The sequence below is a fragment of the Aegicerativicinus sediminis genome, from assembly GCF_015476115.1.
In the GTDB taxonomy this organism is placed as follows: Bacteria; Bacteroidota; Bacteroidia; order Flavobacteriales; family Flavobacteriaceae; genus Aegicerativicinus; species Aegicerativicinus sediminis.
Genome location: NZ_CP064295.1, coordinates 3,258,835 through 3,279,755, shown reverse-complemented (window position 1 = coordinate 3,279,755; position 20,921 = coordinate 3,258,835). Strand labels below are relative to the sequence as shown.

The 20,921-nt window shown below is 35.1% G+C and carries 19 protein-coding genes and 1 pseudogene; 12 read left to right on the top strand and 8 right to left on the bottom strand.

Going from position 1 to position 20,921, the window contains the following annotated elements; genetic code table 11:
• Positions 1-34: 34 nt before the first annotated feature.
• The 4 genes from ISU00_RS14065 to ISU00_RS14050 all read left to right on the top strand — a co-directional run bounded on the left by ISU00_RS14065 (position 35) and on the right by ISU00_RS14050 (position 3,601).
• Positions 35-2,416, top strand: a complete 2,382-nt coding sequence (locus ISU00_RS14065; protein ID WP_228853740.1) for an alpha-ketoacid dehydrogenase subunit alpha/beta — start codon at positions 35-37, stop codon at positions 2,414-2,416.
• A 62-nt stretch (positions 2,417-2,478) separates the two neighbouring features.
• On the top strand, positions 2,479-2,859 hold the full coding sequence (locus tag ISU00_RS14060; protein ID WP_228851305.1) for a DoxX family protein: 381 nt from the start codon (positions 2,479-2,481) through the stop codon (positions 2,857-2,859).
• Positions 2,847-3,113, top strand: a complete 267-nt coding sequence (locus ISU00_RS14055) for a DUF202 domain-containing protein (protein ID WP_317174313.1) — start codon at positions 2,847-2,849, stop codon at positions 3,111-3,113. Before ISU00_RS14060 ends, ISU00_RS14055 begins: the two co-directional genes overlap by 13 nt.
• Complete coding sequence (locus ISU00_RS14050; protein ID WP_228851303.1) at positions 3,110-3,601, top strand: hypothetical protein; 492 nt, start codon at positions 3,110-3,112, stop codon at positions 3,599-3,601. The genes ISU00_RS14055 and ISU00_RS14050 overlap by 4 nt, the downstream gene beginning before the upstream one ends.
• A gap of 82 nt (positions 3,602-3,683) precedes the next feature.
• Here the strand turns inward: ISU00_RS14050 and ISU00_RS14045 are convergent, their stop codons facing one another.
• The 4 genes and pseudogenes from ISU00_RS14045 to holA all read right to left on the bottom strand — a co-directional run bounded on the left by ISU00_RS14045 (position 3,684) and on the right by holA (position 6,314).
• Positions 3,684-4,106, bottom strand: a complete 423-nt coding sequence (locus tag ISU00_RS14045; RefSeq protein ID WP_228851302.1) for a DoxX family protein — start codon at positions 4,104-4,106, stop codon at positions 3,684-3,686.
• A 258-nt stretch (positions 4,107-4,364) separates the two neighbouring features.
• Positions 4,365-4,595: pseudogene (locus ISU00_RS14040) on the bottom strand (DUF7218 family protein); the annotation flags it as partial.
• Between the two features lie 26 nt (positions 4,596-4,621).
• Positions 4,622-5,182 (bottom strand): type 1 glutamine amidotransferase domain-containing protein, encoded by a 561-nt coding sequence (locus ISU00_RS14035; RefSeq protein WP_228851300.1) that lies wholly within the window; start codon positions 5,180-5,182, stop codon positions 4,622-4,624.
• Positions 5,183-5,306: 124 nt separating this feature from the next.
• The gene (holA, locus tag ISU00_RS14030) at positions 5,307-6,314 is read right to left on the bottom strand and encodes a DNA polymerase III subunit delta (RefSeq protein WP_228851299.1); all 1,008 of its coding nucleotides are present in this window, start codon (positions 6,312-6,314) and stop codon (positions 5,307-5,309) included.
• 137 nt (positions 6,315-6,451) lie between these two features.
• Here holA and ISU00_RS14025 point away from each other — a divergent pair, with 137 nt between their 5' ends.
• The 3 genes from ISU00_RS14025 (at position 6,452) to ISU00_RS14015 (ending at position 8,805) form a co-directional block, all read left to right on the top strand.
• A complete protein-coding gene (locus ISU00_RS14025) occupies positions 6,452-6,862 on the top strand; it encodes a type I restriction enzyme HsdR N-terminal domain-containing protein (protein ID WP_228851298.1) in 411 nt (136 codons plus the stop codon).
• Positions 6,863-6,877: 15 nt separating this feature from the next.
• Complete coding sequence (locus ISU00_RS14020) at positions 6,878-7,873, top strand: glycosyltransferase family 2 protein (RefSeq protein ID WP_317174312.1); 996 nt, start codon at positions 6,878-6,880, stop codon at positions 7,871-7,873.
• Positions 7,874-7,965: 92 nt separating this feature from the next.
• Positions 7,966-8,805, top strand: coding sequence for an OmpA/MotB family protein (locus ISU00_RS14015; protein WP_228851297.1), 840 nt, complete (start codon positions 7,966-7,968; stop codon positions 8,803-8,805).
• Between the two features lie 61 nt (positions 8,806-8,866).
• On the opposite strand, the gene ISU00_RS14010 is transcribed toward ISU00_RS14015, so the two are convergent.
• A complete protein-coding gene (locus ISU00_RS14010; RefSeq protein WP_228851296.1) occupies positions 8,867-9,487 on the bottom strand; it encodes an L-threonylcarbamoyladenylate synthase in 621 nt (206 codons plus the stop codon).
• 152 nt (positions 9,488-9,639) lie between these two features.
• On the opposite strand from ISU00_RS14010, the gene ISU00_RS14005 reads away from it, so the two are divergent.
• The gene (locus tag ISU00_RS14005) at positions 9,640-10,197 is read left to right on the top strand and encodes a hypothetical protein (protein ID WP_228851295.1); all 558 of its coding nucleotides are present in this window, start codon (positions 9,640-9,642) and stop codon (positions 10,195-10,197) included.
• Between the two features lie 21 nt (positions 10,198-10,218).
• Here the strand turns inward: ISU00_RS14005 and ISU00_RS14000 are convergent, their stop codons facing one another.
• Both ISU00_RS14000 and ISU00_RS13995 read right to left on the bottom strand, forming a co-directional pair.
• Complete coding sequence (locus ISU00_RS14000; protein ID WP_228851294.1) at positions 10,219-12,531, bottom strand: ATP-dependent helicase; 2,313 nt, start codon at positions 12,529-12,531, stop codon at positions 10,219-10,221.
• A gap of 105 nt (positions 12,532-12,636) precedes the next feature.
• The gene (locus ISU00_RS13995; protein WP_228851293.1) at positions 12,637-14,205 is read right to left on the bottom strand and encodes a hypothetical protein; all 1,569 of its coding nucleotides are present in this window, start codon (positions 14,203-14,205) and stop codon (positions 12,637-12,639) included.
• A gap of 118 nt (positions 14,206-14,323) precedes the next feature.
• Between ISU00_RS13995 and ISU00_RS13990 the strand changes: the two genes are divergently transcribed.
• Genes ISU00_RS13990 through ISU00_RS13980 form a run of 3 tightly spaced genes read left to right on the top strand, consistent with a single transcriptional unit; the run spans position 14,324 to position 17,654 of the window.
• Positions 14,324-15,559, top strand: a complete 1,236-nt coding sequence (locus ISU00_RS13990; protein WP_228853738.1) for an amidohydrolase — start codon at positions 14,324-14,326, stop codon at positions 15,557-15,559.
• A complete protein-coding gene (locus ISU00_RS13985) occupies positions 15,559-17,130 on the top strand; it encodes an FMN-binding glutamate synthase family protein (RefSeq protein WP_228851292.1) in 1,572 nt (523 codons plus the stop codon). The genes ISU00_RS13990 and ISU00_RS13985 overlap by 1 nt, the downstream gene beginning before the upstream one ends.
• A 2-nt stretch (positions 17,131-17,132) precedes the next feature.
• On the top strand, positions 17,133-17,654 hold the full coding sequence (locus ISU00_RS13980) for a DUF7935 family protein (protein ID WP_228851291.1): 522 nt from the start codon (positions 17,133-17,135) through the stop codon (positions 17,652-17,654).
• Positions 17,655-17,658: 4 nt separating this feature from the next.
• On the opposite strand, the gene ISU00_RS13975 is transcribed toward ISU00_RS13980, so the two are convergent.
• Positions 17,659-18,555, bottom strand: a complete 897-nt coding sequence (locus ISU00_RS13975) for a patatin-like phospholipase family protein (RefSeq protein ID WP_228851290.1) — start codon at positions 18,553-18,555, stop codon at positions 17,659-17,661.
• Positions 18,556-18,610: 55 nt separating this feature from the next.
• Between ISU00_RS13975 and recG the strand changes: the two genes are divergently transcribed.
• Complete coding sequence (recG, locus tag ISU00_RS13970) at positions 18,611-20,713, top strand: ATP-dependent DNA helicase RecG (protein ID WP_228851289.1); 2,103 nt, start codon at positions 18,611-18,613, stop codon at positions 20,711-20,713.
• The last annotated feature ends 208 nt before the right edge of the window (positions 20,714-20,921 follow it).

Below are 20,921 nucleotides of genomic sequence, written 5' to 3'. Positions count from 1 at the left end.
CCTATAAGTTTTGAATCTATCCACTAATGACGTTATGACTTTTGAAGACTTTAAGACCGAAATCTTAAAGGATTACAGAACAGCCGTAATAAGTAGAGAATGTAGTCTATTAGGTCGAAGAGAGGTACTCACAGGAAAAGCAAAATTCGGAATATTTGGAGGAGGAAAAGAGTTGCCTCAATTGGCAATGGCCAAAGCATTTAAGGATGGTGATTTCCGTGCCGGCTATTATCGCGACCAGACCTTTATGATGGCGATAGAAGAATTTACGATTGAAATGTTTTTTGCGGGTCTTTACGCCCACACAGACATAGAAAAGGATCCTATGTCAGCAGGCCGACAAATGGGAGGCCATTTTACTACTCATAGCCTAGATCAAAACGGACATTGGAAAAACTTAACAAAACAAAAGAACTCTAGTTCAGACATCTCTCCTACTGCGGCGCAAATGCCCAGATTGGTAGGTTTAGCTGAGGCATCGAAGATCTATAGAAATCTAAAAGATATTGATGCAACCAAGTTCTCTAAAAATGGTAACGAGGTTGCCTGGGGCACCATCGGAAATGCAAGCACAAGTGAAGGATTATTTTTTGAAGCGATAAATGCTGCAGGTGTTTTACAAATACCAATGGTGATAAGTGTTTGGGATGATGGATATGGTATATCTGTTCCCTCGAAATACCAAACGACAAAAGAAAGTATTTCGGAAGTTTTAAAAGGTTTTCAGAGAGATGAAGACCATAAAGGCTTTGAAATTTTAACGGTTAAAGGATGGGATTATCCGGCCTTGATAGAAACTTACCAATACGCAGGCCGGATCGCCAGAGAAGAACATGTGCCTGTTTTAATCCATGTAGAAGAATTAACCCAACCACAAGGGCATTCTACTTCAGGTTCTCACGAGCGTTATAAGAGCCCAGATAGGTTAGAGTGGGAAAAGGAGTTCGATTGCATTGCCAAGATGCGGCAGTGGATGATTTCTAATAATATTAGCACTGAAGAAAGTTTAGCTGAATTAGAGCGGTCCCTGAAACGAAGGGTTCGTGATGGCAAAAAGGCGGCTTGGGAAGCCTACCAAGAGCCAATACTCGCTGAGCGGGATGAACTTTTACAAATCTTAGATAAGCTAATAGAAAAAAGTGACAATTCGCCCTTTATTCAAAAACTACATAAGGACTTAGCAATTATAAAAGAACCTATCCGAAAAGATGTTATATCAACCGCCAGGAAAGCTTTGCGGTATGTGATAGGGGAAACATTTGCAGCAAAAGAGGAGCTTCAAAATTGGATTAATAATTTCTTCAAAGAAATTCAACCAAAATACAGCTCTTTATTGTATAGTGCTTCTGATAAAAATGTATTTCATGTAAAAGAGGTTCCGCCAGTATATGAACCTGATGCAGGTGAGGTAGATGGCAGGATTATATTACGTGAAAATTTTGACGCCATATTTGCAACACATCCTGAAGCCTTAATTTTTGGTGAGGATACAGGTAATATTGGGGATGTTAACCAAGGACTTGAAGGTTTACAAGAAAAGTATGGAGAACTAAGAATTGGTGACACGGGAATAAGGGAAGCTACCATTATTGGACAAGGCATTGGATTGGCATTAAGAGGTTTACGACCTATAGCTGAAATTCAATATTTAGATTATATACTTTATGCGGTTCAAACCTTAAGTGATGATCTCGCTACTTTACATTATCGAACTTTCGGGAAACAAAAGGCACCATTAATTATACGAACTCGTGGCCATCGATTAGAAGGTATTTGGCATTCTGGTTCCCAAATGGGAGCATTAATTCACTTATTAAGAGGGATAAACATACTTGTACCTAGAAATATGACCAAAGCAGCAGGTTTTTATAATACCCTGATGGAAAGTGATGAACCCGCATTGGTTGTGGAATGTTTAAATGGCTACAGGTTGAAAGAAAAACTTCCTAAAAACATTGGGAAATTTAAAACTCCAATTGGTGTAGTTGAAACAATTAAGGAGGGCAGTATGATAACTTTAGTTTCATATGGAGCTACCCTAAGATTAGTTGAACAAGCCGCAAAAGAACTTTTAGAAGTAGGTATTGATGCAGAGGTGATTGATGTACAATCCTTGGTTCCATTAGACGTGAATCAGGATTTGGTTAAAAGTGTTGCCAAAACTAATCGTTTGATGGTTATTGATGAGGATGTACCCGGAGGGGCCACAGCCTATATAATGGATGAAATTATTAACAAACAAGGAGGTTTTCAATACCTAGATAGCCCGCCTAAAACATTAACAGGAAAGGAACATAGACCAGCTTACGGATCTGATGGTGATTATTTTTCCAAACCTTCAACTGAGGATATTTTTGAGTCGGTTTATAATTTAATGCATGAAGTAAATCCGGAAGAATTTCCAAAACTCCGTTAATCATACTGATTATAATAGTTCCTTTTTTATTTATTTTACTGCTATTATAATCTTATTAAATTATGATTAAAAATGGTTTAAGCATCGGTTTATTAATTTTAAGAATTAGTATTTCCGTCGGCATGCTGACACATGGCATTCCTAAAACAAAGTATCTGTTTAATGATCCGTCTCAATTCTCTGATCCTCTAGGTTTTGGGGGAACTCTATCTTTAATATTGGTTCTCACAGCTGAAATTGTAGGACCAATTTTTGTAATTATTGGTTACAAAACCCGACTTGCCACAATACCTCCCATCATAACCATGTTAGTGGCATTTATTTTGGTCCATTCCGATGATGATTTTGGTAGGCGAGAAAAAGCATTTTTATATGCTATAGGCTTTATAACAATATTATTAACTGGCGCAGGTAAATACGCTATAGATAAATGGAAAAAATGAATGAAGAATTAATAACTCGAGATTGGTTAGCCATTGAGAGAACTAAGTTGGCTAATGAAAGAACTTTTTTGGCGTATTTCAGAACGTTTTTTGTATTTCTTGGAACTGGTCTCACAATTCTGAAAATTGAATTGTTTTATGAATTAAAATCTTTTGGTCTTTTACTTTTAATATCAAGCCCGATCTTACTCTTAATTGGAATTTATCGACTTTTTAAGGTGAAAAAGCTTATCCAACAATACTATTCAAAATGAAGCCAGCTTCATTAGCCCAAATCCGAAAAGAACTTAAATACTTATCTGAAGACCAATTGAGGGAGCTATGTCTTCGTCTTGCAAGGTTTAAAATTGATAATAAGGAATTGCTTACCTATTGTTTATTTGAATCTGAAAATGAAGAGAGCTATGTTGCTGCGATTAGTGATTATATTGATACATCCTTCGAGGAGATAAATACCAAGAATTATTACTACATAAAAAAATCCATTAGAAAGATTTTAAGGCAACTCCGAAAGTTCATTCGTTATTCAGGCAAGAAAGAAACCGAATTTTTGATTCATTTAAAATTTGCCCAAGCATTATTGGAATTGAACCCCTCAATATTTAACAACAACTCACTTACAAAACTGTATTTGAGGGAAATTCAAATTCTTAAATCGACTCTTAAAAAGCTACATGAGGATCTTCAATTTGAATATAATATTGAACTTTCAAACCTTTTAAATAAATCCAATAAATTCTAATCGGGCAAAAAAATCCTATTAATGTCCCCTATTTAGAAACACCCACATAATTTTGTTTTAGATACCGTTACCTTAATTCTAATTATTTCTGCATTTTAAAATAATAGTCAGCCGAATGTTTCCCAGATCCATAAAAAAGGAAAAACAGACAAACTATAAATGTAATGGAGGCCATTACCAAGTTACTGGTATGCATATCTCCAACAAAATTGATAAGGATAGCTCCAATTAAAATTGGAAGCTGAGCAATAATTGCCCATCTTGTCAATAATCCAAAGGCTATTAGAATGCCTCCTATAAAATGTGCTGGGGCCAGATAGTGAAGTATTATCATCCCGCCCGCCATGTTCTGAATTGGTGTAAAAAGATCCAACAACATCTGAGAGTTACTTAAAAAATGAATCCCTTTAACAAAAAGAAAAACACCCAGTGCCACCCTAATTACATCCAATGGGTAATACGTATGCGCATTAGCCCACTTATTAAGTGATTTAATCGTTCCCATTGATATTAAATTGTTGATTATTAAGCCTTAAGTTACAAAAAAGTTGGTAATTATTTTAGACTTTAAAGGACTTAAACGTCTTACCAAACAATCAACCGTATTTAATTAAGACACATTTTACTTAAAGACCTCACAAAATGGAATAACCTTTCCTTTAAATTTTTATAGTAAAAAGACAAAATTATTGGAATACTGTAAATAATTATAAAATAAAAAGCGGCACTTGGTGCCGCTTTGCAATTTTGAAAAAGACTTAGATTATTGGTTTCTCAAGGCTGATATCAATTCTTCCTTATTCATTTTACTTCTGCCCTCAATTCCTATTTCCTTCGCCTTGTCATATAGTTCTTCTTTTGAACGTTCTTCATAAGGCTCTGATTTGCCTCCCTTCTTTCCGGGATTATTGGAATTAGCAATTCGAGCAGATTTCTCTTTGCTATAACCTTGATTTCGCAATGCCTCATATTTGGCATCATCTAAAACAGATGGACCATAATCTTTTTATTTAGCCATGATTACGCCATTTGCTCCTCATGTTTTCCTTCATAAACTTCTTCAACCAACTTACTATTGAAGGCTGGTAAATCTTTTGGAGACCTACTGGTAACCAATCCTGCGTCAACTACAACTTCCTCATCTACCCAGTTTGCTCCAGCATTTACCATATCAGTTTTTATTGAATTGAATGATGTAATTTTTCGCCCTTTTAGCACCCCTGCCTCAGCCAATAACCATGGTCCATGGCAAATGGCAGCTACAGGCTTATGATTTTCAAAAAAGGAACGAACGAAATTAACAGCCTTTTCATTTCTTCTTAAAATATCTGGATTATAAACTCCACCTGGTAGAACCAGAGCATTATAATCTTTCTGCGATACTTCTTCAATTGTTTTGTCTACATTATACGTATTACTCCAATTACCGTCTTTCCATCCTTTAATAGGATTGGAATCTAATGACACTATATGAACTTCAGCATTTGCTTTTTCCAATGCCTTTTTAGGTTCACTCAGTTCACTTTCCTCAAATCCGTTGGTTGCTAAGATTGCAACACGTTTTCTACCTAAATTTTCCATAATATTTTGATTTATTTTTTCAATTAAACTTACTCTAAGTTATAGAGATATCTACCCTAACCCAAACTTTGAGATTGGTTTAACCTAAGTTTATCAGTAAATGTTAAGGAGTTTTAATTTAGGCTCAGGAAAATATGGCAACCATTAATTCCTTTAACAAATCCTTTTGAGGAATGGCTCTAGAACCAACACCTTTTCCCTTTAAATCTGCAGATCGGAGCTCAGAAATAATAGCACTTACTTTTTTCATGGAGTAATTGCGGGCAGCCGTAATATAATCATTGGCGAAATATGGATTTACTTTCAGGGCAGACGCAACATTTCGGGGAGATTTGTCGGCAAGTCCATGCAATATTAAAACCAATCTAAAAAAGTTATAAAGCAGGGCAATTGTAACAACCATTGGATTATCCTTAGGGTTATCCCCAAAATATGCTATTATTCTATATGCCTTTAATTGATCTCTTTCTCCAATAGCTTTAATTAACTCAAAGTTATTGTAATCTTTACTAATACCTATATTTTCCTCAATATGGTCGGGAGTTATCTCCGTTTCAGACGGTAAAACAATTTTAAGTTTGTTTAATTCATTATTAATTTTGCCTAAGTCATTGCCGAGAAATTCTACAAGCATTTGGCAAGCCTTAAAACTTATATTATAGCCATCTCCCGCCATAACTCTCCTAATCCAATCTGCCACTTGGTTTTCATAAAGTTTGGAACTCTCAAAAACCAATGCGTTCTTCTTCAAGGATTTATAAAGACTTTTTCTTTTGTCTATTTTCTTATACTTATAATTTAAAACAAGGACTGTTGAAGGTTGGGGATTGTTCGCATAGGCTTCTAACTTATCTATTGTCCTGCTAAGGTCTTGTGCCTCTTTAACCACAACAACTTGTTTTTCTGCCATCATGGGGTAACGCTTTGCTTGGCCAACAATATCATCCATTGTAACATCCCTACCGTATAAGACCACTTGGTTAAAGCCCTTTTCTTCTTCACTTAATACGTTATCTTCAATATATTCAGAAATCCGATCGATGTAATACGGTTCCTCGCCCATCAAAAAATATATGGGTTGGAATTTTTTAGCATTTATGTCGTTAATAATTTCTTTAACCTGATCTAACATTCAATTTTGAAATTTGTAAAAATTAGCAGAAAACCTTTAGGTAGTTTGTAAATTAAATCGCTAGGATTACCTTTGAATTTATGCTTGATAGCTTACCAAAACTTAATTTTCCTCAGTATCACTTCCGTTTCAAAAATATGGAAAATAATACGGGCATTTTTGATCAGGTGCGCAAAAAATTTGTGCTAATACAGCCTGAAGAATGGGTAAGACAGCATTGCATTAAATATTTAGTTGAGAATAAAGGATTTCCAATTTCTCTGATGAATGTTGAAAAATCATTTAAAGTTTCAGGATTAACAAAACGCTATGATCTTGTTTCATTTAAACCTGACGGCTCTGTATTTCTTAACGTTGAATGTAAAGCTCCCAATATTAATATAACCCAAGACACTTTCGACCAAATTGCGAGATACAACTTAACATTAAAATCAGATTATTTGATGGTTACAAATGGCCTGCAACATTATATATGCAAATTAGACTTAGAAAATGAAACCTATCATTTTTTAAAGGATGTACCTAACTACCCAGATATTAATGAGTAAAAATAATAAGACAAGGTGGATTTGAATAAGATTGCAGTTGTTATTCTAAATTACAATGGCGCGCATCTCCTAAAAGAATATTTGCCTACCGTAATTAAATATTCCAAGGAGGCTAATATTTATGTCATCGATAATGCTTCAACGGACCAATCAATAGAGTATTTACAGATGGTTCCTGAGGTAAAAACTATTAAACTTTCCTCTAACCTAGGTTATGCTGGCGGTTATAATGAAGGTTTAAAAAGCGTAAAGGAACCTTTTTTGTGTCTCTTGAATAGTGATGTAAAGGTTACAGAGAATTGGCTGAAACCAATACTTGATGAATTTGGGAGTAAAACTGATATTAGTATAATTCAGCCTAAAATCCTTGATTTGAAAAATCCCGAGTTTTTTGAATATGCAGGAGCTGCAGGTGGATATATCGACAAATTTGGATATCCTTATTGTAGAGGTAGAGTTTTTGATACTGTTGAAAAAGATAATAACCAATATGATGATAGGCAGGTAATATTTTGGGCATCTGGAGCATGCCTATTTATAAAAAATGAGGTTTTTAAATCCTTAGGAGGTTTTGATGATCGCTTTTTTGCCCACATGGAAGAAATAGATTTATGTTGGAGAGCTTTTAATAAGAATCACAAGGCAATCTACCTTTCGAATTCTGTGATATTCCATTTGGGAGGAGGTACCTTAACTTACCATACTGCCAACAAAACATTTCTAAATTTTAGAAATAGTCTTTATACCATCACAAAAAATGTGGGTAAGGGATATTTTAATATTCTTATGTCTAGACTTATACTAGACGGTGTTGCAGCAGCGAAATTTCTTTTTCAATTAAAACCAAACCATACCCTGGCAATTTTAAAAGCCCATCTTTCATTCTACAGCCACTACAAAGATTTCAGAAAGTCCTCAAATTGGACTTCATCAAAAACCAATTACTATGATACAAAATCTGTGGTATGGTCTTATTTTATTAGAGGTTGCAAAAAATTTGACTGTTTATAAATTTGTTAAAATTTTTGTTAATCGCCTTATAAAACCTGTGGTTTTTGGCTAATTTTGTCCGGTAATTATTAACTAATAATCCAAAAACTATTATGAAGAAATTAATGGTGATGAGTGTTTCGGCTTTACTTGTTCTTTCAAGTTGTGTGTCGAAGAAACAATATGCAGAATTAGAGGCTAAACAAAAGGAAACTCAAGATCTTTTGAATACGGCTACAGTGAAATTGAACAGCTGCTTGTCTGACAAAGCTGCTGCTGATGCAAGAGTTGCGGCTATGCAGGAACAAGTAGCGGACCTGAGAAAGAGTAATGACAATCTACAAGTTTTATCAGCGAAAGGAGCGTCTAATGTGGAAAAAACTTTGGAGAGCCTAAAAGAAAAAGACTTAAAAATTACTCGATTACAAGATGCTTTAACAAAAAAGGATAGTGTTACATTGGCCATTGTTACTAGCTTGAAGAAAGCCGTTGGTATTAATGATCCAGATATCGAAATAAATGTTGAAAAAGGTGTTGTGTTTATTTCAATTGCAGATAAATTGTTATTCCAAAGCGGAAGCTACAATGTTAGCACAAGAGCAAAAGAAATATTAGACAAAGTTGCTACAGTTGTTAAAAGCAAACCTAACTTCGAGTGTATGGTTGAAGCACATACCGACAATGTTCCTTACCAAAAAGGTGTATTGTTAGACAACTGGGATCTTTCAGTTAAACGCGCAACTTCTGTTGTTAGAGTTTTAGAGGATCTTGGTGTAAACTCTGCTCAATTGGTTGCTGCAGGAAGAAGTTACTATGTTCCATTAGTAGACAACAATACTGCTGAGAATAGAGCTAAAAACAGACGTACCAGAATCGTGGTTATGCCAAAAATTGACCAGTTCTACGAAATGGTTGAGGAAGAAATGAAAAACTTATCAGCTGAATCTAACTAAGTTTCAGTCGAATAATAATAAAAAAGCCCAATTTAAATTGGGCTTTTTTATTGCAATAAGTTTAAAAAATATCAAGACTACCCTTCCCTTCCCTAACTACAAGCGGCTCACCTTCAGATAAATCTATAATCGTAGAAGGTTGATTTCCTCCATAACCACCATCTACAACTATATCAACAAGGTTTTCCCATTTTTCATAAATCAGCTCGGGATCGGTAGTATATTCCAAAATCTCGTCTTCATCATAAATAGAAGTAGAAATAATTGGGTTCCCTAATTGCTTAACTATTTCAAGTGCAATATTGTTATTTGGAATTCTTATACCAACGGTTTTCTTTTTTTTAAATGAACTTGGAAGATTGCGGGAACCTGGTAAAACAAATGTATATGGACCAGGAAGGCTCCTTTTTAATATTTTAAAAGTGGCTGTGTCTATTTGTTTTACATAATCGCTGAGATTACTTAAATCATAACAAACAAAAGAAAAGTTTGCTTTTTCAAGTTTTACTCCCTTAATAAGTGCAACTTTTTCGAGGGCGGAATGGTTTGTAATATCACAACCTAACCCATAAACAGTGTCGGTTGGATAGATAATTAAACCACCTGCTTTTAGCACATCCACAACTTTTTTAACAGCCCTGGGGTGAGGGTTTTCTTCGTAAATTCTTATTAATTCAGCCATCGCAATTTAGGATAACCAAATTTACAGCTTAATTTGCAAATTTCTTACGAGTAAAAATTTTCAATTACGCTTTAATATTATTGTTCAATCCAACAAATTGATCAACCCTAAACTTTATTAATTATCTTTAAATCATCTTTATATATATGATTATGAAATTTTCTGTTGTCACAATATTTGTTTTATGGATTTCACTTTCCTTCTCTCAAGAGGACAAATTTTTAGTTCTTGCAAAATTTGATGATGTACAACTTGCCAAACAAATGGAACTAAAAATGGCAGGTGTCTTAAAATCCAAAGGATATAGTGCCATTACCACTCAAGGCAATATTAGTGAACAGGATTTAAGCGACGAAGAGGTGTTTTTAGCTAAAATTCATGAATTGGGAATCACCGGTCTTATAGCTTTTGCCAATCCAGAAGTTTCTTATAAGTCCAAAAGGACACCATCGGTTAGCGCCAACGTCCATACAAAGCCGGTAAAAGTTGGCATCTTTAGAGTAAATGTAGGAAGTAGTGTACCGATTGCTGGGGGCACTAAAACATCTAAAGAGGTTGCTGTAAGTGCAGAGTTTTACAACAAGGAAGATTCGGGTCCAGTATTTACTAAAGTGCTTAAAGGAAATTTATCTAAAGGCGAGTCAACACTTATGGCAAAATTTTCTGAAGAAATGTTAAAAGAATTGACAAAGCAAAAAATTATCAACTAATAAATAGTTTATTGAAATCGTTTAAGCGATAACCTCCAACTTTGCAAACCTTAACAATAGTTTTTTCAAACCACCGTTTTCAAAATTAATCTCAGCTTTTTGGTCGGCTCCCGAACCCTCCAATTTAAGCACCTCCCCTTTTCCAAAACGCATATGTTCCACAACATCACCAACATTCAAATTCGTTACTGAAGTTTCATTATTTGAAAATTCAGAGGTTTTAGTTTTACTTATTGGCTTGAGAGATTTTGGCGGGTTAAAACTAGGTTTAGGTTTACGAGGTTCCGCTTTTTTGTAACGGATAACATTTGGTGGAACATCACCAAAAATATCTGAACTGAGCATTGGATTAACTCTCCTGTCCTCAACCGGTGTTATATTTTTAATAAACTTTTCATCTATTTCCTCAATAAATCTGGACGGTTCAGCATCTATAAGTTTACCCCATCTGTAACGAGACAAGGTATAGGTCAGGAAAGCTTGCTTTTCAGCTCTTGTCAAAGCCACATAAAATAACCTACGCTCCTCCTCCAATTCGCTTCTGGTATTCATACTCATAGCTGATGGAAACAAATCCTCCTCCATCCCAACTATATAAACTATTGGAAATTCTAAACCCTTTGCCAAATGAATGGTCATAAGTGCAACTCGGTCGTCATCACCTTTATCATTATCTAAATCGGTTGCCAAGGCAACATCTTCCAAAAATTCAGTTAAAGATCCTGTAGAATCTGCTAATTCTCTTTGTCCTTCAACAAAATCCTTAATACCATTCAATAACTCCTCAATATTTTCAATCCGCGTAATTCCTTCTGGTGTACCATCTTTATTGAATTCTTTTAACAAACCACTTGACTTAACAACATGTTCAGCTAATTCAAAAGCATTGGCGCTATTATTCATAACCTGGAAGCTTTCAATCATTATTGTAAACTCCTCAAGTTTACGTTTTGTACCAGCATTGATATTAACTTGATATCTATCGGTATGCTGCATTACATCGAACAAAGTAGTATCATGTGCGCTTGCAGTTACGGTAATACGATCTATGGTAGTTTGGCCAATTCCCCTTCCAGGAAAATTAATTACTCGTTTTAAAGCCTCTTCATCATTTGGATTTATGATTAATCTTAAATAAGATAGCACATCTTTTATTTCCTTCCTTTGATAAAAGGAAAGCCCTCCATAAATTCTATAAGGAATATTCCGTTTTCTCAAAGCATCCTCAATAGCTCTAGACTGCGCATTCGTTCGATATAGAACCGCAAACTCGCTATTTTTCATTTGCTGTTGCATTTTATTTTCAAAAATGCTACTAGCAACATATCGACCTTCATCACCATCATTCATCAACCTATTAACGATAATTTTTTGTCCCTCTTCATTAGACGTCCAAATAACCTTATCCAATTTGGTCTGATTCTTATCTATGACTGAATTGGCAGCCTGCACAATCGTTTTTGTGGAACGATAATTTTGCTCGAGTCTAAACACCTTAACATCCCCATAATCCCTTTGGAAATTTAAGATGTTATTAATATTGGCCCCCCTAAATGCATAAATGCTTTGTGAATCATCACCAACCACACAAATATTTTGAAACCTATCCGACAGTGCCCTAACAATCAAGTACTGTGAATGATTGGTATCTTGATACTCATCTACCAATATATACCGAAAACGATCCTGGTATTTTCTTAGCACTTCAGGGAACCTTGTTAATAGTTCATTAGTTTTTAGCAACAGATCATCAAAATCCATCGCACCAGCTTTAAAACAACGCTTTACATATTCCTGATATATTTCACCCAGTTTAGGGCGTTTAGCCATTGCATCGGCTTCCATTAATTCAGGATTCTGAAAATAGGCTTTAACTGTGATAAGGCTATTCTTATATGAGGAAATTCGAGAATAAATCTGTTTATATTTATAAACATCCTTATCCAATTTCATTTCCTTGATAATTGAAGAAATTAATCTTTGAGAATCTTGGGTATCATAAATGGTAAAATTGCTTGGATATCCTAGTTTATCAGCCTCAAACCTAAGTATTCTAGCAAATATTGAATGAAAAGTACCCATCCAAAGGTTTTTCGCTTCACTTTCTCCAACAATAGTAGCTATTCGAGATTTCATTTCTCTCGCTGCTTTGTTTGTAAAAGTTAATGCCAAAATATTAAAGGGGTCCACCCCCCCATTCATTAAATAAGCAATTTTATAAGTTAAAACACGCGTTTTACCAGAACCTGCACCGGCAATTACAATCATTGGCCCATCTTTCTGTAAAACAGGGGCTAATTGGGCATCATTCAGTTGTTCTAAAAACTTCTCCAAAATCCTTGCAATTTACGATGTGAAAATAAAAAATGTCCTATGGAATATAGGACACAGTTATTACTTTTTATGAACATTAGGTTCAAAATTCGGATAAATTTAGAACTAGTCTGATTCCTTTTTTACTGTTGTCATTGCATGTTCAAGCCCGTCACCCAAAATCTTCCACAAATTGCCATAAAAAGATTTGTGATAGATTCTTTGTTGAGTTGCCTCTCCAATTCTATAATCCTTCCATGCTCCATCACTATCTTTTTTAATAAAGATATTGGCAAGAGCCGATAGGATTTTCTTCTTTTTCCCTTTTTCCTTATCTAGGATAGATATTCTAAAGTCATCATAATTTACTTTTAACCTAATGGTATTCTGATAGCGGTTGCCATGAATTGTAAAATACGTCCTATTAAGAGTTCCTTCCATTCTCACAAAAGTGTTGTTTTCTGAAAACTGATTTATATTATTGGTGGGGAATCTGCCTACATCACCTTCAAAAGTGAAAGTTTCCATAGTATCGCTTACCTTAAAATACCATTGCGCTTCAATTGGAGTATTTTTCATGAATTTGGAAGTTACATAAATTTTGGTCTCTTCATCATTTGTATTTGCAAGATTACTCACATTCGCATAGAATTCAGGAAATCGAATCTCTCCGGCTTGTTTCCCAACGTGAACTTTTTCCTGATAGATAACCGTTCCATTAGAAATATCAAGCGAATCTATATCCATCCTAAAAGGCAAATGTCTTAAACCATAGCTGTAATAATGTTTTGTTTTGTATTGGTCTCTTTCCAATTTATTTCTATAAATAGTGACTTCTGGGTTACAGAATTTAAGATGATCCGAATTGAATTTTCTAATGGTATCGTTAAATCGTTCTAAACGCACTTGTTTTAATTGAATAGAATCGATATGTATATCGTACCAATCACGTTCCTTAGTTATTATCCTAGATAATTCTGTTTTGGAATATTTTGTTTTAATGTTCGCATCTTCCATGAAAACATTATAATCTTCGAATCCCATTTTGTTAATGGTCGCAATTTCGAAGTCGCCTAATTTTACAAACAAATTTTCAGTAGATCCAGAGTAATTTGAATAAGTAAAGGGTAGAAGATCTGTAACGGTATTGTTTATTTCAACATCCTGTATTGTTATGTTGCTGTTATTCGTTTTAAAAACAAGCGTATCTAGTTTTTTAGATCTTACATTAACACTTCCATTTTTAATGATTAAAGAACCTATATGCAGTGGAATTTTAGAATCACTGCTACTATTACCAATAGTATCTGTCTTGTTATTTTTAGCCGGACTCTCTCCTATTTGATGATTAATTACCGGATTATTAAGTATGAGTGATTCAATAATTAATTGGTCATTAAACAAGTACTCGCTGTAGTCTATATCTAATATGGAAATGTCACTAATTTCTATAAAAGATCTTATGGAATCAGTACCTTCTTTGTTAAAACGGACTTTGGAGTTATTGAATTTCAAATCTCCATCTAACAAATTAAATTCTAAATCATCATATGTTATTGTTATATGTTCGGGTAAATTGGCAAATGCTTTTTTAAGTTTTTCATCTGCAATAGAATTAGCGTTAATTACAAGATAAATTACCACCCCAATTAGAATTATAATAACAACTCCCAGAATTTTCAGAAATGTTTTCATTGCCCTCTGTTACTAAGTACGATGATACAACTTAATTTCAATATCTTTAAGCTCACTTAAATAAAAAATCAACGGTATTACTATGAAATTAATTCCATTCCTATTTGCATTCATACCAATGGTGGCATTTTCACAAAATGTAATACAAAAGGACATTAATGCGATTGAGAATAAAGTAATTGAATGGCGAAGGGAAATCCATCAACATCCAGAATTATCTAATAGAGAATTTAAAACTGCCGAAAAAATTGCTGAACATCTTAAATCCCTAGGCTTAGAAGTTAAAACAGGTGTTGCAAAGACAGGTGTAGTGGGAATTTTAAGAGGAACTCGACCTGGTAAGGTAGTAGCGTTGCGAGCAGATATAGATGCCCTACCAGTTACTGAAAGAAACAGTTTACCTTTTAAATCTGAAGTTCAAGCAGAGTTTCTAGGCACACAAACAGGCGTTATGCATGCGTGTGGCCATGACACTCACACTGCAATTTTAATGGGCGTTGCAGAAGTTTTGTCTAAACATAAAAATCAAATTAATGGAACTGTAAAATTCATTTTTCAACCTGCAGAAGAGGGGCCTCCTCCTGGCGAGGAAGGCGGTGCAAAGCTCATGATAAAAGATGGGGTCTTAAAAAACCCTGATGTAGATGCCATATTTGGACTACATATCAATTCTGGAACACCTGTTGGAACCATTCGATATAAAAAAGAAGGGATGATGGCTGCTGTAGAACGATTTGTAATAAATATCAATGGGAAACAAACCCATGGCTCCCAACCTTGGTCGGGTGTTGATCCCATTCTTATTTCCGCCAAGATAATTGACGGTCTTCAAACAATAATTAGTCGAGAAGCCGAACTTACTAAAGAAGCAGCGGTTATTACAGTAGGGAAAGTAACAAGTGGAGTAAGATTTAATATCATTCCTGAAAGTGCTGAGCTAATCGGTACAGTCCGCACATTAGATCCAGATATGAAAGAAATGATAATTAGAAGGATGACCGAAATGGTAACAACCATTGCAAAGGCTTATGGCGGGGAGGCTACAATAGAATTTCAAAATAACACTTCAATAACCTATAACAGCCCTTCATTGGTAGATATGATGCTTCCTACTTTACAGCGAGTGGCTGGTGAAGATAAGGTGGTAACAATGAAAGCCACAACTGGTGGTGAAGATTTTTCCTTTTATCAAGAAGTAATACCTGGATTCTTTTTTAATCTTGGAGGTATGACTCCAGGGAATACTGAGGCTTATCCTCATCACACTCCAGATTTCCAGATAGACGAGAGCGGTCTTAAACTTGGAGTTGAAGCAATGACCAATTTGGCTCTTGATTATTTAAATAAAGCTTAATGGAAATCATTTTAAATCTCCTAAGCCAAATACCATGGTGGGGTTGGGTATTGATATTTTTAGCTATAGTAGCTATTTGTGACATTTTACAAAGGAAACATACGATCCTACATAATTTTCCAATTGTAGGCCATTTTAGATATTGGTTAGAAAGCATAGGACCTGAATTAAGGCAATATCTGGTTGCCAACAATCGAGAGGAACTGCCCTTTAATCGCATAGAACGAGGTTGGGTATACGCTTCCTCCAAAAAAGAAAATAATTATGAGGGATTTGGTACTGATAGAGACATTTTTCAGTATCAACATATTTTTGTTTGTAATGCAATGATGCCCTTTCAATTAAAACCTGATCATCCGAACATAAAAGACTATTCTTTTATTCCTTGCGCAAAGGTTATTGGTGCCTATAATAAACGAAGAAAACCTTATCGACCAGGTTCCATAATTAATGTCTCCGCTATGAGTTATGGTTCACTATCTGCAAAAGCTATAGAATCAATGAATATAGGTGTTAAAATCGCAGGTGCCTACCATAATACTGGTGAAGGAGGACTTTCTCCCTACCATAAAAATGGTGGTGACATTGTCTTTCATTTTGGAACAGGTTACTTTGGTGTGAGAGATGAACATGGAAATTTTTCCATGGAAAAATTAAAAAAATTGGTTGAGGATTATCCGTTTATCAAAGCAATTGAAATTAAATTATCCCAGGGTGCAAAGCCCGGTAAAGGGGGTGTACTACCGGCTGCAAAGATATCACACGAAATTTCCGAAATTAGGGGCGTACCAATGGGAAAAGACGTTTTGTCCCCTCCGGGCCATTCGGCATTTTCCAATGTTCCTGAAATGCTTGAATTTATAGAAAAAATAGCAGAGGAAACGGGTTTGCCTGTCGGTATCAAGGCTGCCATTGGGAAATTAGAACAATGGGAGGAATTAGCAGCATTAATGGTTGCTTCTAATAGGGGTCCAGACTTTATCACAATAGATGGCGGTGAAGGAGGAACTGGCGCTGCACCACCAAGTTTTGCTGATCATGTATCCTTACCTTGGGTGTATGGTTTTAGCGACATATATAAATTATTTCAAAAACGGGGTTTAGAAGAACGGGTTGTTTTTATTGGAAGTGGCAAATTAGGCTTTCCAGCCAAGGCCGCCATGGCATTTGCTATGGGAGTAGATTGTATAAATGTTGCACGGGAAGCCATGATGAGCATTGGATGTATTCAAGCTCAGGTATGCCATACAAACCATTGTCCCAGTGGAGTGGCTACCCAAAATAAATGGCTACAAAATGGTATAGATGTCAATTTAAAATCAATCAGGATGGCCCAATATTTTAAAACGTTTAGAAAAGAATTTCTAGAAATTACACATGCTGCCGGATATGAACATCCCTGCCAATTTGATATGGATGACATTGAAGTTAATGTGGATGACCATAACCTTTCAGAAGATTTGGACAAAACCTACAATTATAAAAAGACTCCAGTTGCCTTTACATCTATGCAAGATTTAAAAGATTGCATATATTTGGGAGGTAAGCAAACTAACCCTAAATCCACCTAATTATGGAATATTTGAAAATCCTAGACATGTTCCTTTATGCAATTCCTTCTCTAATTGTTGGACTTATCGCCTTCTATTTTTTTAAGGAACACACCAAAAACGAAGAAGGTAGAAGACGCTTCATACTTCAAAAAGATTTAAAGGTTAATGCCTTACCAATTCGATTACAAGCCTATGAGCGAATGGCTATTTTTTGTGAGCGGATTAGACCTTCAAAACTACTTACAAGAGTTAACCCAAGTACCTCAGATAAAGAATCTTATGAAAGTTTAATTATAGCAACAATTGAACAGGAATTTGAGCATAACATGTCTCAGCAAATTTACTTAAGTGACGACTGCTGGAACATTATTACTGCAGCAAAAAACGCTACAATTCAGTTGATTCGCAAAGCAGGTTTGTTAGAAAAGGTGAATAGCGCAAATAAATTGCGCGAGGTAGTTTTAACCGAAATGATGGAAAAAATTCCACCGAGCGACGCAGCACTTTCGTACATCAAGAAAGAAGTTTCAGAAATGTGGTAATAAATCAATTACCACCGTTTGATCCATATTTTTCTTTTGCATAATCAAAACCTTGTTGCCACCACGAACGCATAAGACGTTTACTAAAAATTAATGAATTTTCGGTTAGTTTCGAGGAAGTGTAATATAAGTTTAGCGTTACATCATTGGATTGAGCCGCCAACTTCCCGACTATAATGTCATTTTTTTCAACTTGGTCCAGTAAATGGCCAAAAAGATTCAACATTAACGAAAAAGGATTCTTTCCTAACACCTTGTTGCCTTCCATATTCTCACTTTCCAAAATAACCGCATCAATTTCTGTCGCACCACGGTTTATGGCCTCTCGGATAGGAACTACACTGCCAAGGCCACCATCAGCATATTCATGCCCATTAACCGTTGCTAAAGACATAAAAGGAATATAATTACACGAAATCCAAATCCAATTACAAAACTCTTCATAAGTACAATCTTTAATTGATTTATACTCTACCCTATTCATTGTTAAATTAGAAACTGTTACAATTACATCTAATTCATTCCTTCTAATTTTATCGTATTCAGCTCTAGTGAAATTTTTAAAAATACTTTTCCTGAGGTTTTTGCTTTCACCAAATGTTCGCTTCCGCTTTATGAATTGCAGTAAAGTGTTTTTATAATTAATTGAAACATATTCCCTATTTTCCTTTCTGTGTTGGACAAAAGGCGAAACACTGAATATATCCCTCTGACTAACATTGGTAAACATATTATACAGTTTAGGGATATTGTTTACGGCCAAATGGGGTATTAAAAGGCTTCCTGAAGAGGTTCCAAGGAACATATCATATTTACGGTTTTTCTCCTCTATTAGAAACTGGGAAACACCCCCCGCATAGGCACCTTTACTTCCACCTCCGGAAATAACCAAAGCTTTCATAGGTCTGAGTTCAAGTTAGTTTTATCTTCCAAGTATAAGGATTATATTCGTTTTTATGAATGCAAATCTTCAAACCCCAATAGATTATTTGAAAGGAGTCGGCCCAAATAGAGCCGATTTATTGCGTTCTGAGTTAGGAATAAACACCTATCAAGATCTCCTAAACCTTTTTCCAAACCGCTATATCGATCGAACAAAGTATTTCAAGATTAATGAATTATCCCAGAGTAATTCCGAAATACAGATAATCGGTAAAATTTCCAATTTAAAGGAGGTAAGCCAAAAGAAAGGCAAACGTTTAGTTGCCAATTTTATAGACGAAACCGGATCGATGGAATTGGTCTGGTTTAGGGGGCAAAAGTGGATTAAACAGCAATTAAAAATTGGACAAGATTATGTGATTTTTGGTCGGATCAATATGTTCAATGGCACATTTTCAATGGCGCACCCAGAAATGGAACTACTGCAAGAACACGAAAAACATCTTCGTTCAGCAATGCAAGCCATTTACCCCTCGACTGAAAAACTATCAAACAAAGGGATTTCGAACCGGGTTATCATTAATTTAATGCAAGAGCTGTTTAAGGAATGTAATGGAAAATTCAAGGAAACACTTCCAGATGCTCTTAGGCAAGAACTGAAATTAATTGGGAAATCTTCAGCTTTATTCAACATTCATTTTCCAAAAAGCACGGAAATGCTTTCAAAAGCTGAAATAAGATTAAAATTTGAAGAGCTTTTTTATATTCAGCTACAACTATTGATCAAAAATTTAATCCACAAATCTAAAATTAAAGGATTGACCTTTGAACATGTCGGAGAAATTTTTAATGAGTTTTACAACACCCATTTACCCTTTGGTTTAACCAATGCACAGAAAAGAGTTTTAAAAGAAATACGCGCTGATTTAGGAAGCAATGCCCAAATGAATAGACTATTACAGGGTGATGTGGGTTCGGGCAAGACAATAGTAGCGTTAATGTCAATGTTAATGGCGGTTGACAACGGTTATCAAGCATGCTTGATGGCTCCTACTGAAATTTTGTCAGTACAACATTATAATGGATTAGTTGAATATTGTAATAAATTGAATATCAGAATAGAATTACTTACAGGGTCAACTAAAACTTCAAGTAGAAAAGAAATTTTCAAAAACCTTGAAAATGGTGATTTAAATATCCTAATTGGCACTCATGCCCTCTTGGAGGATAAGGTGAAATTTAAAAATTTAGGGTTGGCAATAATTGATGAGCAGCATCGATTTGGGGTTGCCCAAAGAAGCAAACTTTGGCACAAAAATGAAGTTCCTCCACACATATTGGTTATGACCGCCACCCCTATTCCTAGAACTCTAGCTATGTCTCTTTATGGCGATCTAGATATTTCTGTTATTGACGAATTACCTCCTGGAAGACAACCGGTAAAAACGGTACATAGATTCGACAATAATCGATTAAAAGTATTTGCTTTTTTAAAGGAGGAAATAAAAAAAGGTAGGCAAATCTATATCGTTTACCCTTTAATAAATGAAAGTGAAGCGTTAGATTATAAAGATTTAATGGACGGGTACGAAAGTGTGGTGCGTGAATTTCCTTTGCCAGATTACCAAATATCAATTGTTCATGGACAAATGAGTGCCTCTGATAAGGATTACGAAATGCAACGATTTATCAAGGGCCAAACCCAAATAATGGTAGCCACAACAGTCATAGAGGTTGGGGTTAATGTACCTAATGCTACGGTAATGGTTATAGAAAGCGCCGAAAGGTTTGGATTATCGCAATTACACCAATTAAGGGGGCGAGTAGGAAGGGGTGGCGATCAAAGCTACTGTATTTTAATGACCAGCCATAAACTTAGTAATGATGCTAAATTGCGGTTGCAGACCATGTGCAAAACAAATGATGGTTTTGAAATTGCAGAAGTGGATTTGAAATTAAGAGGCCCTGGAGATTTAATGGGCACCCAACAAAGTGGCGTTTTAAATCTTAAGATAGCGAATATTGTTAAGGACAAACAATTGTTACAATTAGCCAGACATCATGCAAAAAAAATCCTTACCGATGATCCTGCATTAAACAATGAACAGAATAAGGTTATTCTAGACACCTACAGAAACCTATCTAAATACAAGAATATTTGGAACTATATTAGCTAAAAAAAATCCGGTTAAAAACCGGATATAAAACGAATGTTCGTTTTTTGATTGATGCTATGGTTAAATAGAAACAGTTTAGTCTAACATTCCACTACAAAGAAATAACGGCAAACTAACCGCCATAATTGCCCATGTATAAATTATTAAGCAACTAAAATTTTCAATCTAAAAAGATAAGGGAGGGGAAAATTCAAACTGAAAAAAGCTG

Bases quoted from the DNA above. Each gene is read 5' to 3' on its own strand.
- ISU00_RS13975 (WP_228851290.1), bottom strand. From the start codon at position 18,555: ATGAAAGCTTTGGTTATTTCCGGAGGTGGAAGTAAAGGTGCCTATGCG.
- ISU00_RS13990 (WP_228853738.1), top strand. From the start codon at position 14,324: ATGGTGGCATTTTCACAAAATGTAATACAAAAGGACATTAATGCGATT.
- ISU00_RS14060 (WP_228851305.1), top strand. From the start codon at position 2,479: ATGATTAAAAATGGTTTAAGCATCGGTTTATTAATTTTAAGAATTAGT.
- holA (WP_228851299.1), bottom strand. From the start codon at position 6,314: ATGTTAGATCAGGTTAAAGAAATTATTAACGACATAAATGCTAAAAAA.
- ISU00_RS14055 (WP_317174313.1), top strand. From the start codon at position 2,847: ATGGAAAAAATGAATGAAGAATTAATAACTCGAGATTGGTTAGCCATT.
- ISU00_RS14065 (WP_228853740.1), top strand. From the start codon at position 35: ATGACTTTTGAAGACTTTAAGACCGAAATCTTAAAGGATTACAGAACA.
- ISU00_RS14035 (WP_228851300.1), bottom strand. From the start codon at position 5,182: ATGGAAAATTTAGGTAGAAAACGTGTTGCAATCTTAGCAACCAACGGA.
- ISU00_RS14015 (WP_228851297.1), top strand. From the start codon at position 7,966: ATGAAGAAATTAATGGTGATGAGTGTTTCGGCTTTACTTGTTCTTTCA.
- ISU00_RS13980 (WP_228851291.1), top strand. From the start codon at position 17,133: ATGGAATATTTGAAAATCCTAGACATGTTCCTTTATGCAATTCCTTCT.
- ISU00_RS13995 (WP_228851293.1), bottom strand. From the start codon at position 14,205: ATGAAAACATTTCTGAAAATTCTGGGAGTTGTTATTATAATTCTAATT.
- ISU00_RS14025 (WP_228851298.1), top strand. From the start codon at position 6,452: ATGGAAAATAATACGGGCATTTTTGATCAGGTGCGCAAAAAATTTGTG.
- recG (WP_228851289.1), top strand. From the start codon at position 18,611: ATGAATGCAAATCTTCAAACCCCAATAGATTATTTGAAAGGAGTCGGC.
- ISU00_RS14005 (WP_228851295.1), top strand. From the start codon at position 9,640: ATGAAATTTTCTGTTGTCACAATATTTGTTTTATGGATTTCACTTTCC.
- ISU00_RS14050 (WP_228851303.1), top strand. From the start codon at position 3,110: ATGAAGCCAGCTTCATTAGCCCAAATCCGAAAAGAACTTAAATACTTA.
- ISU00_RS14045 (WP_228851302.1), bottom strand. From the start codon at position 4,106: ATGGGAACGATTAAATCACTTAATAAGTGGGCTAATGCGCATACGTAT.
- ISU00_RS13985 (WP_228851292.1), top strand. From the start codon at position 15,559: ATGGAAATCATTTTAAATCTCCTAAGCCAAATACCATGGTGGGGTTGG.
- ISU00_RS14010 (WP_228851296.1), bottom strand. From the start codon at position 9,487: ATGGCTGAATTAATAAGAATTTACGAAGAAAACCCTCACCCCAGGGCT.